At 70.5% G+C, this 15,567-nt stretch carries 14 protein-coding genes; 8 read left to right on the top strand and 6 right to left on the bottom strand.

The genetic code is table 11. The features are described 5' to 3' along the window. The first annotated feature begins 9 nt into the window (after positions 1-9). Together dnaJ and NW895_RS25065 are read left to right on the top strand one after the other, a co-directional pair. A complete protein-coding gene (gene dnaJ / locus NW895_RS25070; RefSeq protein ID WP_289938201.1) occupies positions 10-1,182 on the top strand; it encodes a molecular chaperone DnaJ in 1,173 nt (390 codons plus the stop codon). Between the two features lie 5 nt (positions 1,183-1,187). Further along, complete coding sequence (locus NW895_RS25065) at positions 1,188-1,637, top strand: helix-turn-helix domain-containing protein (RefSeq protein WP_289938200.1); 450 nt, start codon at positions 1,188-1,190, stop codon at positions 1,635-1,637. Between the two features lie 61 nt (positions 1,638-1,698). On the opposite strand, the gene NW895_RS25060 is transcribed toward NW895_RS25065, so the two are convergent. Then, positions 1,699-3,420, bottom strand: a complete 1,722-nt coding sequence (locus NW895_RS25060; protein ID WP_289938199.1) for a PA14 domain-containing protein — start codon at positions 3,418-3,420, stop codon at positions 1,699-1,701. A gap of 292 nt (positions 3,421-3,712) precedes the next feature. On the opposite strand from NW895_RS25060, the gene NW895_RS25055 reads away from it, so the two are divergent. Further along, positions 3,713-4,816, top strand: a complete 1,104-nt coding sequence (locus tag NW895_RS25055) for a substrate-binding domain-containing protein (RefSeq protein WP_289938198.1) — start codon at positions 3,713-3,715, stop codon at positions 4,814-4,816. Positions 4,817-4,864: 48 nt separating this feature from the next. Here NW895_RS25055 and NW895_RS25050 read toward each other — a convergent pair whose 3' ends face one another. The 3 genes from NW895_RS25050 to NW895_RS25040 are packed head-to-tail and all read right to left on the bottom strand — an operon-like array spanning position 4,865 to position 8,179. Beyond that, entirely contained in the window at positions 4,865-5,707 is an 843-nt protein-coding gene (locus NW895_RS25050) for a transglutaminase family protein (protein WP_289938197.1), read from the bottom strand. A gap of 1 nt (position 5,708) precedes the next feature. Further along, entirely contained in the window at positions 5,709-6,641 is a 933-nt protein-coding gene (locus NW895_RS25045) for an alpha-E domain-containing protein (RefSeq protein WP_289938196.1), read from the bottom strand. Then, entirely contained in the window at positions 6,638-8,179 is a 1,542-nt protein-coding gene (locus tag NW895_RS25040) for a circularly permuted type 2 ATP-grasp protein (protein ID WP_289938195.1), read from the bottom strand. Before NW895_RS25040 ends, NW895_RS25045 begins: the two co-directional genes overlap by 4 nt. Before the next feature lie 336 nt (positions 8,180-8,515). On the opposite strand from NW895_RS25040, the gene NW895_RS25035 reads away from it, so the two are divergent. Next, entirely contained in the window at positions 8,516-9,556 is a 1,041-nt protein-coding gene (locus NW895_RS25035) for a helix-turn-helix transcriptional regulator (protein ID WP_289938194.1), read from the top strand. Here NW895_RS25035 and NW895_RS25030 read toward each other — a convergent pair. Beyond that, entirely contained in the window at positions 9,519-10,502 is a 984-nt protein-coding gene (locus NW895_RS25030) for a helix-turn-helix transcriptional regulator (RefSeq protein WP_289938193.1), read from the bottom strand. The two genes, NW895_RS25035 and NW895_RS25030, sit on opposite strands and share 38 nt — an antisense overlap. 134 nt (positions 10,503-10,636) lie before the next feature. Between NW895_RS25030 and NW895_RS25025 the strand changes: the two genes are divergently transcribed. The 4 genes from NW895_RS25025 to NW895_RS25010 all read left to right on the top strand — a co-directional run bounded on the left by NW895_RS25025 (position 10,637) and on the right by NW895_RS25010 (position 15,095). Continuing rightward, positions 10,637-10,837: a hypothetical protein gene (locus NW895_RS25025; protein WP_289938192.1), complete on the top strand. Its 201-nt coding sequence runs from the start codon at positions 10,637-10,639 to the stop codon at positions 10,835-10,837. 1 nt (position 10,838) lies between these two features. After that, entirely contained in the window at positions 10,839-11,174 is a 336-nt protein-coding gene (locus NW895_RS25020; RefSeq protein WP_289938191.1) for a hypothetical protein, read from the top strand. A 469-nt stretch (positions 11,175-11,643) separates the two neighbouring features. Then, complete coding sequence (gene clpB, locus NW895_RS25015; protein WP_289938190.1) at positions 11,644-14,241, top strand: ATP-dependent chaperone ClpB; 2,598 nt, start codon at positions 11,644-11,646, stop codon at positions 14,239-14,241. A 323-nt stretch (positions 14,242-14,564) separates the two neighbouring features. Further along, a complete protein-coding gene (locus NW895_RS25010) occupies positions 14,565-15,095 on the top strand; it encodes a YbjN domain-containing protein (RefSeq protein ID WP_289938189.1) in 531 nt (176 codons plus the stop codon). Between the two features lie 11 nt (positions 15,096-15,106). Here NW895_RS25010 and NW895_RS25005 read toward each other — a convergent pair whose 3' ends face one another. Further along, positions 15,107-15,409, bottom strand: a complete 303-nt coding sequence (locus NW895_RS25005; RefSeq protein WP_289938188.1) for a hypothetical protein — start codon at positions 15,407-15,409, stop codon at positions 15,107-15,109. Positions 15,410-15,567 lie beyond the last annotated feature (158 nt).

Raw genomic sequence — 15,567 nt, 5'->3', positions numbered from 1 at the left:
GCGTCGAGGATGAGCACCAAGGACTTCATCGAGAAGGACTACTACAAGGTCCTCGGCGTCCCGAAGGACGCCACCGAGGCCGAGATCAAGAAGGCGTACCGGAAGCTCGCCCGCGAGTACCACCCGGACGCCAACAAGGGAAACGTCAAGGCGGAGGAGCGCTTCAAGGAGATCTCCGAGGCGAACGACGTCCTCGGTGACCCCAAGAAGCGCAAGGAGTACGACGAGGCACGCGCCCTCTTCGGCAACGGCGGGTTCCGCCCGGGGCCGGGCGCGGGCGGCGGCTCCTTCAACTTCGACCTGGGCGACCTCTTCGGAGGGGCCCAGGGCGGCGGGGGAGCCGGCGGCTTCGGCGGCGGGCTCGGTGACGTCTTCGGGGGCCTGTTCAACCGCGGCGGAGCCACCACGCGGACCCAGCCGAGGCGCGGCCAGGACATCGAGTCCGAGGTCACGCTCAGCTTCACGGAGGCCATCGAGGGCGCGACCGTGCCGCTCAGGATGTCCTCGCAGTCGCCCTGCAAGGCCTGCTCCGGCACCGGCGACAAGAACGGCACGCCGCGCGTGTGCCCGACCTGCGTCGGCACCGGCCAGGTGGCCCGGGGCTCGGGCGGTGGCTTCTCGCTCACCGACCCCTGCCCGGACTGCAAGGGCCGCGGCCTGATCGCGGAGGACCCCTGCGAGGTCTGCAAGGGCAGCGGACGGGCCAAGTCGTCGCGCACGATGCAGGTCCGCATACCGGCGGGCGTGTCCGACGGGCAGCGCATCCGGCTGCGCGGCAAGGGCGCGCCCGGCGAGCGGGGCGGCCCGGCGGGCGACCTGTACGTCGTCGTGCACGTCGACGCCCACCCGGTGTTCGGCCGCAAGGGCGACAACCTCACCGTCACCGTCCCGGTCACGTATCCCGAGGCGGCCCTCGGCGGCGAGGTCCGCGTCCCGACCCTGGGCGGCCCGCCCGTCACGCTGAAGCTGCCACCGGGCACGCCGAACGGCCGTACGATGCGGGCTCGGGGCAAGGGTGCGGTCCGCAAGGACGGCACCCGCGGCGATCTGCTGGTCACCGTCGAGGTGAGTGTCCCGAAGGACCTGTCGGGGAAGGCTCGTGACGCGCTCGAGGCGTATCGCGAGGCGACCGCGGGTGAGGACCCGCGGGCGGAGCTGTTCCAGGCCGCGAAGGGAGCTTGATCGAGATGGACGGCCGTCGGCGCAATCCGTACGAACTGACCGAGGACACCCCGGTCTACGTCATCTCGGTCGCCGCCCAGCTCTCCGGCCTGCACCCGCAGACGCTGCGTCAGTACGACCGCCTCGGCCTGGTCTCCCCGGACCGCACGGCCGGCCGCGGCCGCCGCTACTCGGCCCGCGACATCGAACTGCTCCGCCAGGTGCAGCAGTTGTCGCAGGACGAGGGCATCAACCTGGCCGGCATCAAGCGCATCATCGAACTGGAGAACCAGGTCGCCGCGCTCCAGGCCCGCGTGGCCGAACTCCAGGACGCCCTCGACGGCGCGGCCGCGGCGATGCGCCAGCGCGAGGCGGCGGTGCACGCCTCGTACCGCCGGGACCTGGTGCCCTACCAGGAGGTCCAGCAGACCAGCGCGCTGGTGGTGTGGCGGCCGAAGCGGCAGCAGTCGGACTGACGCCTCCACGTACGCGGGAAGGGGCCGGGAGCGATCTCCCGGCCCCTTCGTGCTGCTCGGGTCAGGGCGCGGTGGTCGCCGAGTCTCCCGCGGGCAGGGACTCGGTGCCGTCCGCCGACACGGCGGTCACCCAGTAGTACGAGGTGGTGCCGCGCTTGGCGGTGGTGTCGAAGTACTCGACGGCCCCGGGGCCGGGTTCGGCGATCTTCTCGTACTGCGAGGTGGCGGGGTTCCAGCGGTAGACGCGGTACCCGCCGGCCTGCTCCGCCGCGTCCTCGGCGAGCCCGTACCACGTGAGCCGGTTGCCCTCGTCGCCCTCCGCGCCGGTGGCGTCCAGGGTCAGCGGGGAGCCCTCGGGCGTCGCCACGCTCGGCGTCATGTCGAACTCGGTCGCCGTCACGATCTGGGCTTCACCGGTCCACTTGAAGGAGGAGTTCCCCGCCTCGTCGACGGCGTCGACGATGAAGCAGGACTCCTCGCCGTCCGGGTCGGTGACGTACTCGTACGAGGTCGTGTCGGCCGACACGTAGAAGCCCGGGTAGAGGGAGCACACCTGCTCCTCCTCGTCCCCCCACAACTCGCCCCGGCGCACCACGTAGCTCGCCAGGTCGGTAGCCGGGTTGGCGTCCCAGCGCACCTCGAAGCCGTACTCGGTCGGCGTCACGGTCACCCCGGTCACGGCCGGCGGCGGGGTGTCGTCCCGGCGCGTGCCGCTGACGGCGGTGGACCGCGCGGACTCGTTGCCCGCCGCGTCGAGCGCGCTCACCCGGTAGTAGTACTTGGTGCGCACGGCCGCCGAGGCGTCCCGGTAGGAGAGCTGGTCCGTGCTGCCGAGGAGGGTGTACGTGCCGTCCGCGCTCGCCGCCCGGTACACCCGGTACGTGGCCGCCTCCGCCACGGCGCTCCAGCCGACCCGCAGGCCGCCCGCCTCGGAGGCGTCGGTGATCTCCACGCCGGCCGGCACACCGGGCGCGACCCGGTCGGCGGTGGTGACGAGCTGGTCCGCCGTGCCCGCCGACTCGTTGCCGGCCTTGTCGAAGGCGCGGACCTCGTAGTAGTAAGCCTCGCCCGTCACCGGCAGGGTCGAGTCCGTGTACGAGACGGACGTGGTCGTGGCCAGCGGCGTGCTCCCGAACGACGTGCCCTTGAGCCGCCGGTAGACCCGGTAGCCGGCGAGGTCCATCTCCTTGTTCTTGGCCCAGGTCAGCCTGGCCTTGCCGGTCGCCGCGTCGTACGTGACCGAAGCGCCCGTGGGAGCGAGCGGCTTGACCGTGTCGACGTCGGCGGAGGTGCGGGGCGTGTAGGTGAACTTGACGTTCGCGGTGCCGGACCAGTTGACGAAGTCGACGCGGAGGGTGTGCTTGCCGGACGGGACGGTGACGTTGACGGTCTTCTTCACCGTCGTCGACACGTTCTTCCACAGGTCCACCTTGCGGACGCCGTCCAGGTAGACCCGGATGCCGTCCTGCGCCGAGGCGGCGAGGGAGAACGGGCCGCCGGAGCCGAAGTCCCTGGTCACCGTCCAGCGGACGCCGAAGTTGTTCGACGGCAGGCCGGAGGCCGGCGCGCCGGTGCCCCAGTCCTGGTCGATCGCGGTGTCACAGTCGGTCTTCTTCGGCGTGCCCGAGAAGGTGGTGTTGGCGAAGAACTGCCGTTTGTAGACCGGAGAGGTGCATGTCACGGCCGCGGAGGCCGGGGTGGCGGTCAGGGAGAGCAGGCCGCCCGCGGTGGCGAGCACGAGGGCGGTCGCGGTCGCCGCGGTCGTGCGTCTGGCTGGATTCATTCGTTCCTCTGGTCGAATCGGGAGGGCCGACGGGGCCTTCGAGATCACGACTCATGAGGAAGGGGGTTGGTTGTATGAAGTTTTGCCGTCCGATGGGAAGCACTTGATGGGTGGCCTGTAAGCGCTGCTTGGAGGTGGTTCCGCCACTCCTTCACAATGCTGCGGAGTGTGATGTTGCCATCTCGTTAAGTGGTTCGTCTTGACGCTGGGGGTTACCGCCGCGTTGGCTTTTCAGTCATCTGGGTCGCAATGCTGCGCCCGCGTCCGGAAGGCATCAGAAGTGAGCTCCCCCATGCGTCGTATCGCCATATCCATGGCCTCGTCCACGATGATCCTCTCGCTCGCCGGCTGTGGCGTGCTGAACGCATCGGAGAGCAGTAGCGAGGCGAGCCCGACCAAGGGCAACGACATCACGGTGGGACTGCTGCTTCCGGAGCGGGCCAACACCCGCTACGAGAACTTCGACTACCCGATCTTCAAGAAGAAGGTCGACTCCCTCACCGACAACCAGGGGCATGTCGAGTACGCCAACGCCGAGGCGAGCGCCGGCAAGCAGGCGAGCCAGCTGCAGAAGATGATCGACGACCGGGTCGATGTGATCGTGCTGGACGCCGTCGACTCGCACGCCATCGCGGAGGGCGTGAAGAAGGCCAAGGAGGCCGGTATCCCGGTCATCGCCTACGACCGGCTGGCCGAGGGCCCGATCGACGCGTACATCTCCTTCGACAACGAGCTGGTCGGCGAGGTGCAGGGACGTTCCCTCATGGAGGCCCTCGGCAACGCCGGCACCGCCGACAAGATCGTCATGATGAACGGCTCGCCCACCGACCCGAACGCCAAGCAGTTCAAGGCCGGTGCGCTGTCCGAGCTGAACGGCAAGGTGACGATCGCCCAGTCCTTCGACACCAAGGACTGGAAGCCGGAGAACGCCGAGGCCAACATGACCGAGGCGATCGAGGCGATCGGCAAGGGCGACATCGACGCCGTCTACTCGGCCAACGACGGCATGGCGGGCGGCATCATCAAGGCCTTCAAGGCCGCGGGCGTCACCGACCTGCCGCCCATCACCGGCCAGGACGCGGAGCTGCCCGCGGTGCAGCGGATCATCGCCGGTGAGCAGTACATGAGCGTGTACAAGTCGTACCCGCAGGAGGCGGAGTCCGCCGCGGAGATGGCCGTGGCGAGGGTCCAGGGCCGGGACATCCAGTTCGACGCCCTGACCCGGGACAGGGTCGACAGCCCCACGGACAAGGGCATCCCCGCGCAGCTGGTGCCCGTCGTCGCCCTGACGAAGTCGAACATCGAGGACACCGTCATCGCGGACGGCATCTACACGAAGTCCGACATCTGCACCCCGAAGTACGAGGCCGCCTGTGCGGCGGCCGGTCTGAAGTAACCGGTCGCGGGGGGCGCCGCTCAGCCCCCGGCCTGAGCGCCTGGTCCGTCACGCCACCCGGGTGAACTCCACCGTCACCTCCGGCGGCCCGCCGGCCACGCCCCGGTACACCCCCTTGTGCGGAGTGACGTCGGCGTAGTCGCGGCCCCGGCCCACCACGACGTGGGACTCGTCCGCGCGGGTGCGGTTGGTGGGGTCGTAGCCACACCAGTCGCCGGCCCAGTACTCGATCCAGGCGTGGCTCTCACCGGCCACCGAGCGGTGCAGTTCGGCCTCCCGTTCCGGGTGCAGGTAGCCGGAGACGTACCGGGCCGGCAGGCCGATGCCCCGCAGCAGGGCGAGGGTGAGGTGGGCGATGTCCTGGCAGACGCCCGCGCCCTGCTCCCATGCCTCGGCCGCCGAGGTGTTCACATTGGTGACGCCGGGGAGGAAGGACACCCGGTCGGCGACCATGGCGGACACGGCGAGGGCGGTCTCGTGCGGGTCGAGGCCGGCTGCCGCCTCCCGTGCCTTCTCCACCAGCTCCTGCGGGACCGTCGTACGGGAGGTCGGGCCCGCGTACTCCAGCAGGCGGGAGCCGGTGGCTTGCTCGGTCAGCTCCGCCCATGTCGGCGGCTCGGGAAGCGGACCCGCCGGGGACGTCTCGACCAGGCTGGAGGCGGTGATGGTGAGGTCGGCGTGCGGATCCATCAGGTCGAAGCCGGTGACCTGCGTGCCCCAGTAGTCCCAGTACGACCAGGTCGAGGTGGCCGGGCTGACGGTGACCCGGGCGTCCAGGGTGGTCTGGTTCGGCAGGGTCAGCGGGGTCATGCGGACCTCGTTGTGCGAGGAGACCGCGGCCTGCGCGTACGAGACGCGGGTGACATGCCGGATGCGGAGGCGACGAGCCATCTCAGGCTCCTTCCTGGGCCCACTCGACGGGCCCCTGGTACGGGAAGAAGCGCTCCGCCACCGCGTCGGCGGACGCCATGCAGGACTGCTGCAGGTCCCTGAGCAGGGCGGGCAGCTGCTCCTCGAGCGCATGCGTGTCCAGATACTCCAGCCGGGTGCGCATCCGGCCGATCGGGCGGCGCGCCGGGTCCTGGCGGGGGCGGCCGAGCGCGGTGAGGCACTCCTCGGCGGTGGTCAGCGCGTGCAGTGCCGAGCGCGGGAAGTCACGGTCCAGGATGAGGAATTCGGCCACGCGCGGGGTGTCGCCGAACCCGCCGTACACGCGCGCGTACGCCTCGTCGGCGCCGCTGGCGCTCAGCAGCGTCGGCCAGTCGGGCGCGTGCGCCGCGTCCAGCACCCGCACCGACAGCAGCCGTACGGTCATGTCCACCCGCTCCAGGCTCCGCCCCAGCACCACGAACCGCCAGCTGTCGTCCCGGCTCATGGTGGAGTCGGCGAGCCCGAAGAAGAGGGCCGCCCGGCGCCGCACCAGCTCCAGATAGGCGTACGGGCCGGTGCGGCGGGCCGCGAGCCGCTGGTCCTCCAGGGCGTGCCACGTGGAGTTGAGGCACTCCCACATCTCCGACGACACCGCCTCGCGGGCGCTGCGCGCGTTGAGGCGGGCGGCACCGAGCGCGCCCTCGATGGAGCCGGTGGAGCGGGCATCGAAGGCCAGCTGGTCGAGGACCTGCTGCATGTCGCAGGGGCCGGCGCCCGCGTCGACGCCGAGGATCGCGTACAGCGACCGGCAGGCCGCGTCCTCGTCACGCCAGGGGTCCTCCAGCATGCGGTGCAGATAGGCGTCCAGGATGCGCCCGGTGGCGTCGGCCCGCTCGACGTACCGGCCGGTCCAGGTCAGCGCCTCGGCTATCCGGGAGAGGATCACGTCGTTCACTGCTGCGCCCCTTCCTGTACGACGGTGGGGGTGCCGTCGGGACCGAGCTGGCGGGGGGCGACCTCGGGCGGGCCGCCCGCGCTGACGGGCTCCGGGGGCTCGGCCGGGCCCTCGGCCAGCACCCAGGTGTCCTTGGAGCCGCCGCCCTGGCTGGAGTTGACGATCAGGTTGCCCTCCTGCAGCGCGACCCGGGTGAGGCCGCCGGGCAGTACCCAGACGTCGTTGCCGTCGTTGACGGCGAACGGCCTGAGGTCGATGTGGCGCGGAGCCATTCGCTCACCGGCGAGGGTGGGGGAGGTGGACAGGGCGACGGGCCGCTGCGCGATGAAGCCGCGCGGGTCGGCGGCGACGGCCCTGCGGGCCCGCTCCAGCGTCTCCCGGTCGGCCTTGGGCCCGATGACGATGCCCTGTCCGCCGGCTCCGTCGACCGGCTTCACGACCAGCTGGCCGATCTGGTCGAGGACTGCCTCCAGCTGGCCGGGCTCGTCCGGCCGGTACGACTCGACATTGGGCAGAACCGGTTCTTCGCCGAGGTAGTAGCGGATGAGGTCCGGGACGTAGGTGTAGAGCAGTTTGTCGTCCGCGATGCCGTTGCCGACCGCGTTGGCGAGGGTGACGTTTCCGGCCATCGCCGCGCTCATGATGCCCGGGCAGCCGATCACCGAGTCGGGGCGGAAGTGGAGCGGGTCGAGGAAGTCGTCGTCCAGGCGCCGGTAGACGACGTGCACGGGCACCTCGCCGCGTGTCGTCCGCATCCACACCCGGTTGTTCCGGCACACCAGGTCGTGCCCCTCGACGAGCTGTACGCCCATCAGCCGGGCCAGCAGGGCGTGTTCGAAGTAGGCGGCGTTGTTCGGGCCGGGGGTGAGGACCACGACCCTCGGGTCCGCGGTCCCGTCGGGGGCGGCGGCGCGCAGCGCGGCCAGCAGCCGGTGGGCGTAGCCGTCGACGGGCAGGACGTGCTGCTCGGCGAAGAGGGAGGGGAAGATCCGGGTCATCGCCCGCCGGTTCTCGATGACGTACGACACCCCGCTGGGTACTCGTACGTTGTCCTCAAGCACCCGGAAGTCGCCCCGTTCGTCCCGGACGAGGTCGATTCCGGCCACGTGGATCCGGACCCCGCCGGGGGGTTCGACGGGGTGGGCCGCACGGTGGAAGTGGGGCGAGTTGAGCAGCAGCCGCCAGGGGACGACGCCGTCCTCGAAGGCGCGGCAGGGGCCGTAGGCGTCGGCGAGGTACGCCTCCAGGGCTCTGACTCTCTGGGCGACCCCGCGTTGTATGAAATCCCACTCCAGGGCGTCCAGGATCCGGGGGACGAGATCCAGCGGCCAGGGCCGCTCCTCACCCGCGAAGGCGTAGGTCACGCCCCGGTCGGTGAACGCCCGGGCCATCTGGTCCGCCCTGAACCTCAGTTCCCCTGGCTCGATCGGCTGCAGCGCCGCCAGCACCGGCTCATAGGCGGTCCTGACCTCACCCGGCCGCACAAACATCTCGTCCCACGCGTCGGCCAACGCGTACGCGTCAAATATGTCCGCCATGGGGGGACGCTAGAGGCGGTACGTAACGCGCCGATCACTTCGGCATTTCCGGAAGTTGACGTCGGTGATCGGTCCGGTGCCCCTCGGCGGGACCTGCGGTCCTGGGGGACCGTACCGGGATCGCCGCGGTGGGCGGGCCACAGCATCAATGCTCTCGTCGTGCCCGACGGAACCGCCGTCGTCCTGGCTGCGGCGTTACCTGCCGACGGGCGGACATATGGGGCCCAAGCGGATTGACGGGACGTGCAGGGGGCGCGGAGCCGTGTTGCGGAGCGGGTCCTGTCCGCGCATAGTTGCGCTCGCGGAACGAGGCGGGAACCGGGGGTGGGATGGGCGATGGCCGGGCACGGGACGGACGAGCATCCACACGGTGCCGACCGGCTGTGCGAGGCCGGGGATCGCGTGTATTCCCGGGCCGTACGGCGGGGCCGCGTGCCGCGCCGGGACGCCGAGCCGGTGCCCTGCCTGCTGGAACTGGCCCTGCTGCACCCCGACCCCGACGACATGGACTGGCTGGTGCCGACCTCCCCGCAGGAGGTCATGACGCGGCTGCTGCGCGGGATGTACGACGAGGTCAGCGCGAGTCAGCGGCGGGTGGGCTCGGCGGTGGCCGCCTTCGAGTGGTACGCCGGTCTCGGCCGCCAGGTGCGGTCGGCGCCGGCGGCGGCGGAGGGCTCGGCGATCCGGGTCCTGGACGGGCTGTCCCGGATCCAGGCCGCGATGGACGAGGCGACCCAGGCGTGCACGACCGAGGTGCTCACCGTGCAGCCCGGCGGTATCCGGCGCGAGCACGAGCTGTCGGAGGGCCTGCACCGGGCGCTGGCGCTGCGCGGGCGCGGTGTGCGCATGCGGGACCTGTACACGCACGTGGCCCGGCACGGGCAGGGGCTGCTGACCTATCTGGAGCTGATGGGCGACGCGGTGGAGGCGCGGACGCTGGACGAGGTGATCGACCGGCTGATCCTGTTCGACCGCACGGTGGCCTTCATCCCGGCGAACGCCGACCGCACGATGGCGCTGGAGCTACGGCATCCGGCGCTGATCGAGTACCTGGTCACGGTCTTCGAGCGGCTCTGGCGGCTCGCCATACCCCTGACGGCCCCGCTCCCCGACACCGGCATCGAGGGCATCTCCCACCGTGAGCGGTCCATCGCGGCGCTGCTGGCGGAGGGGCACCAGGACGCGGTGATCGCGGAGCGGCTGGGCATCAGCGTCCGCACCTGCCGCGCCCATATCGCCCGCCTGTCGGAGACGCTGGGTGCGGCGAGCCGTACGCAACTGGGCGTCCGTATCGCCCAGGCGGGCCTCGACGGACCGCCCCGCCCCTCGGCCTCCTCCCTCAGCGTTCCTGATCAAGGATCCCGGACTGGGCTATGAGATAGCCGAGTTGGGCCCGGCTGCCGCTGCCCAGGGCCGACGCCAGCTTGGCTATGTGGGCGCGGCAGGTGCGTACGTTCATGCCGAGGCGGCGGGCGATGGCCTCGTCGACGTGGCCCTCCACGAGGAGTTTGGCGATGGAGTGCTGGATGTCTGTGATACCGCCCGCGGCCGGTTCGTACGGGGCTCCGGCGCTCAGCGGCACGGACCGGCTCCACATGAACTCGAAGACCTTGACCAGGTACCGGACGAGTCCCGCATGACGGAGCTCCAGGGCGACCTGCTGGTCATCGCGGGCCGGAATGAACGCGACGCTCTCGTCGCAGACGATGAGACGCTCCACCACCTGGTCGATCGTGCGGTACTCCGCCTTGCCGTTCGCGAGTTGGGCCACGTAGGCCAGTTTCTGGGGGCTGTAGCGCGCCGTGTGCTGGTAGAGCGTCCGGATCCGGACTCCGCGTTCGATCAGGGCCCTGTCCCGTTCGAGCCCCTGGGCGAGACTGCGCTCGGAGAAGCGGTCGTCGCTGGGCTGGATACTGAGCATCTCGTTCTGGCACTGGGCCGTGGCCAGGTTGAGGGCGGCGTTGATCCGGTCGCTGCCCTCCAGCACGGTGATGGAGTGGTCGGTCGCCGTCACCTGGGTGCCGAGGGCCATGAAAGGCTCGAAGACGTCCGCGAGTTCGATGGACAACCGCCGGCGTTCCGTGATGTCGCGCTCGATGGGGTGCAGACGCTGGGCCAGTGCGACCGACGGTGGCACCGGGCGCAGCCAGTCCTCGTCGTCCGGATCCGGGTTGAGAAGGGCGAACTCCACCAGACACGGGGCGGATTCCACATCCGTGCGGGCGATCCGGCCTGCGCGCAGGGCGTCCGCATAAAGTCGGCCACCTTCCTCGCATAGTTCGGTGACCGCATGGGGATGCGTCGCCTTAGTCTGATTTGCCATCAAATCTCCACCCCCCAGGGTCCTGAACATGCAGGAACATGATGCACCGATTGTGTGGCCATGACGTGTTCGAATGAGCCATCGTCTTACCTGACGGGGGAAGAGGACACTTACAAGTGAGGACGAAGCCGACTATGTGCAAGAGACTGCTTCGCTCGGTGCTTGCTGCCGCCCTCTCCGCCGTCGCGGTTTTCGGAGCGCTGAGCGGTTACTCCGACGCGAAGGGCGACACTCGGGCGGACAGTCACTGGCCGTCGATCGTGGCGAACGACGCGAAGGGCGACGTTCTGGCGGACAGTCACTGGCCGTCGGTCGTCGTGGACGCGGAGCGTTGACGTGACCACTCCACCCGACGACCGTTCCTTCCGCCGTGAGATGGCCTCGGCCTACCGGTCCGGCTGGCACTTCATCGACCTGGTCACCGCCATCCCCCACAGCGGTGACTCGCTGATGGTGACCGTGTTCGGTGAGCCGGTCGTCGTCACGCGGGACGAGGACGGAGACGTGCGGGCGTACCGGTGTCTGCGGCGGCCTCGGGGGGCGCCGCAGCCTGTGCGGTGTGCCATCCGGTACGGAATGATCTTTGTGAACCTTGACCAGCGAGACCATCAGCAGGTGGAGTCCGGCTCCCCTGCGACACGGACCATCTCAGCCACCCCCCGCAGTGCCTGACGCGATTCCCCCGTCGTAACAGATCGCTCAGGTGCTTCCCCCCGCAGCGGCGTCACCGTGACCTGAACACGGTGACGCCGCTGCAGTTTTGCGGGGACTTTTCGCGGTATCGCCACAATCAGTCAGTGGCTGAAAACCGCCGGTCATCGCCGGTCACCGCCGTCATCGCCGGCCGTCAAGCGTGTTCCGCGCCTTCCTGATCGCCTTGTCCGCGATCCCCCGAGCCGCTCGCGCCTCGGCGTCGTATCTCAGCTCGACGGGTACCCCGACCGGTACCCCGCCCGGTGCCCCCGATCGGTACCCCGGCGGGTACCGCGTGCCGGGTGCCCTCAGGCCCTGCCCCTGTGCCACCCCTCCCGGCCTGCCCTTGAGTGGAATAGACTCAACTTTGTGTACGTTGATTGAGTCAGCACTGGGAGACGGCATCAGGACGGCTGGAGACAGCTGACGCAAGGAGGAGAACGCGAACGTGGACGCCGAGCTGACCAACCGGAGCCGGGACGCGATCAACGCGGCCAGCAACCGGGCCGTGACCGAGGGACACCCCGACCTCACCCCCGCCCACCTGCTCCTGGCTCTGCTCCAGGGGCAGGACAACGAGAACATCACCGACCTGCTCGCCGCCGCCGACGCGGACCAGGCGGCCGTACGCGCCGGTGCGGAGAAGATCCTCGCCGGGCTGCCCAGCGTGACCGGGTCCACCGTCGCGCCGCCCCAGCCCAACCGTGAGATGCTCGCGGTCGTCGCCGACGCGCAGACCCGGGCCCAGGAGCTGGGGGACGAGTACCTCTCCACCGAGCACCTGCTCATCGGCATCGCCGCGAAGGGCGGCCAGGCGGCCGAGGTGCTGGAGCGGCAGGGCGCCAGTGCGAAGAAGCTGCAGGAGGCCTTCCAGAAGGCGAGGGGAGGGCGCAGGGTGACCACCGCCGACCCGGAGGGGCAGTACAAGGCCCTGGAGAAGTTCGGGACCGACTTCACCGCCGCCGCCCGCGAGGGCAAGCTGGACCCGGTCATCGGCCGCGATCAGGAGATCCGGCGGGTGGTGCAGGTGCTGTCCCGGCGGACCAAGAACAACCCCGTCCTCATCGGTGAGCCCGGCGTCGGCAAGACCGCCGTCGTCGAGGGGCTCGCCCAGCGGATCGTGAAGGGTGACGTGCCCGAGTCGCTGCGGGACAAGCGGCTGGTCGCGCTCGACCTGGGCGCGATGGTCGCGGGCGCCAAGTACCGGGGTGAGTTCGAGGAGCGCCTGAAGACCGTGCTCGCGGAGATCAAGGACTCCGACGGGCAGATCATCACCTTCATCGACGAGCTGCACACCGTCGTCGGCGCGGGCGCCGGCGGCGACTCCGCCATGGACGCGGGCAACATGCTCAAGCCCATGCTCGCGCGCGGTGAGCTGCGCATGGTCGGTGCGACGACCCTGGACGAGTACCGGGAACGCATCGAGAAGGACCCGGCGCTGGAGCGGCGGTTCCAGCAGGTGCTGGTGGCCGAGCCGACCGTCGAGGACACCATCGCGATCCTGCGCGGACTCAAGGGGCGGTACGAGGCCCACCACAAGGTCCAGATCGCCGACAGCGCGCTCGTCGCGGCCGCCACCCTCTCCGACCGTTACATCACCTCCCGCTTCCTCCCCGACAAGGCCATCGACCTCGTCGACGAGGCCGCCTCGCGGCTGCGCATGGAGATCGACTCGTCCCCCGTCGAGATCGACGAACTCCAGCGTGCCGTCGACCGGCTGAAGATGGAGGAGCTGGCGATCGGCAAGGAGACCGACGCGGCCTCCCGGGAGCGCCTGGAGAAGCTGCGCCGCGACCTCGCCGACAAGGAGGAGGAGCTGCGCGGCCTCACCGCCCGCTGGGAGAAGGAGAAGCAGTCCCTGAACCGGGTCGGTGAGCTGAAGGAACGGCTCGACGACCTGCGCGGGCAGGCCGAACGCGCCCAGCGCGACGGCGACTTCGACACCGCCTCCAAGCTGCTGTACGGCGAGATCCCCGCCCTGGAGAAGGAGCTGGAGGCCGCCTCCGAGGCCGAGGAGGAGGTCGCCCGGGACACCATGGTCAAGGAGGAGGTCGGCTCCGACGACATCGCGGACGTCGTCGCCTCCTGGACCGGCATCCCCGCCGGCCGTCTGCTGGAGGGCGAGACGCAGAAGCTGCTGCGCATGGAGGACGAGATCGGCAAGCGGCTGATCGGGCAGAGCGAGGCCGTGCGTGCCGTCTCGGACGCCGTGCGCCGCAGCCGGGCCGGGATCTCCGACCCCGACCGGCCCACCGGTTCCTTCCTCTTCCTCGGCCCGACCGGTGTCGGCAAGACCGAACTCGCCAAGGCGCTCGCCGACTTCCTCTTCGACGACGAGCGGGCGATGGTCCGCATCGACATGTCGGAGTACAGCGAGAAGCACAGCGTGGCCCGCCTGGTCGGCGCCCCGCCCGGCTACGTCGGGTACGAGGAGGGCGGCCAGCTCACCGAGGCGGTGCGGCGGCGCCCGTACAGCGTCGTGCTGCTGGACGAGGTGGAGAAGGCCCACCCCGAGGTCTTCGACATCCTCCTGCAGGTGCTGGACGACGGACGGCTGACCGACGGTCAGGGACGTACGGTCGACTTCCGCAACACGATCCTGGTGCTGACGTCGAACCTGGGCAGCCAGTTCCTGGTCGACCCGATCACCAGTGAGGCGGAGAAGAAGGAACAGGTGCTGGAGGTGGTCCGGTCCTCCTTCAAGCCGGAGTTCCTCAACCGTCTCGACGACCTGGTGGTCTTCTCGGCGCTGACCAAGCCCGAGCTGGAGCGCATCGCGAAGCTCCAGATCGACCGCCTCGCGAAGCGGCTCGCCGAGCGGCGGCTCACCCTGGAGATCACACCGGAGGCGCTGGCATGGCTCGCGGAGGAGGGCCTGGACCCGGCCTACGGCGCCCGCCCCCTGCGCCGCCTCGTCCAGACCGCCATCGGCGACCGCCTCGCCAAGGAGATCCTCTCCGGCGAGATCAAGGACGGCGACACGGTCCGGGTGGACCGGTTCGACGAGGGGCTGATCGTGGGCCCGGCGACCGGCAGGACGCTCTGACCGGGACGGCGCGGGCGACCGTGTGGCACGGGTGGGGACCAGCCCGTGCCACGTCCGGCAGGGGCCGTCGGCGTAGCGCGGATCGAGACACAGATCCGCGTCGTACTCGATGTGCCGCCAGTCCTGTCGCGTGCACGTCCCGGGCATCTCGCGGCAGCTCGGCCCCGGCGAAGCCCAGGGCCTCGGAGCCGCCCCCCAACGTCACGGACCTGCCCCGACCGGCCAAATCATGTCAGCCGACGGCTGACAGCCCCCGGCTGGGCTTGCCACCCCCCTCCCCGGATGAGGGAGGATGGCGGGATCCGTACGAAGGGAAAATCACGGTGAGCATCGACCCGTCCTCGATTCCGAACTTCGGGGGCCAGCCCGAGCCGCAGCCCCAAGGACCGGCGGGCCCCGTCGTCCCGGATCAGGATCTCGTGAAGCAGCTCCTCGACCAGATGGAGCTCAAGTACGTCGTCGACGACGAGGGTGACCTCGCGGCGCCGTGGGAGCAGTTCCGTACGTACTTCATGTTCCGCGGTGAGGGTGACCAGCAGGTCTTCTCGGTGCGGACGTTCTACGACCGGCCCCACAAGATCGACGAGAAGCCGCAGCTGCTGGAGTCCATCGACGACTGGAACCGGCGGACCCTGTGGCCCAAGGTCTACAGCCACACCCACGACGACGGCACCGTCCGCCTCATCGGTGAGGCGCAGATGCTGATCGGCATGGGCGTGAGCCTGGAGCACTTCGTCTCCTCGACGGTCAGCTGGGTACGGGCCGCCATCGAGTTCGACAAGTGGCTCATCGAGCAGCTCGGCCTGGAGCAGGAGATCAACGACGCGGAGAAGCCGGAGGACGGTGAGGAGTAGTCCTCGGCCCGTCACCACAGCGGAGCGTCGGCGGGTACGACCGGGTACGCGCCGGACGCGGGGGAGAGCCCGGCCAGGGCACGGACGACCATCACGGTCCCGTGCCGGGCCGGGCTCTCGCCGTCCGTGGCAGGGCCCGCGACCCGGTCCCGACCGACCTGGCGCACGGCGCGGCCGGGCCGTCCACAGGCTGTGGACGGGGCGCCGCGCTCGCCGCTCGGCCGGACCGGCGTCCTGCGGGCCGGGAGGTCCGTGAAGGGGTGGGCGGGGTGGGCCCGGCCGGGGCCGTCGGCCGCGGCTGACCGCCCGTCCAACGGGCCGGCGCCCAACCGTCGGCGCGGGTGCCGCGGGAGACGGGCGCGGACGGGATCGGCGCCGGCCCGCCACACCGTCCCGCGGGCTTGGCGCTCACGGCCGGGGCAGTGCCGCCTGGGTCGCGGCCCGGCGGCTACGGCGGCTATAGCGGCTTCGT

Source organism: Streptomyces sp. S.PNR 29, assembly GCF_030386795.1.
Taxonomy (GTDB): Bacteria; Actinomycetota; Actinomycetes; order Streptomycetales; family Streptomycetaceae; genus Streptomyces.
This window is presented reverse-complemented; position numbering and strand designations above follow the sequence as displayed.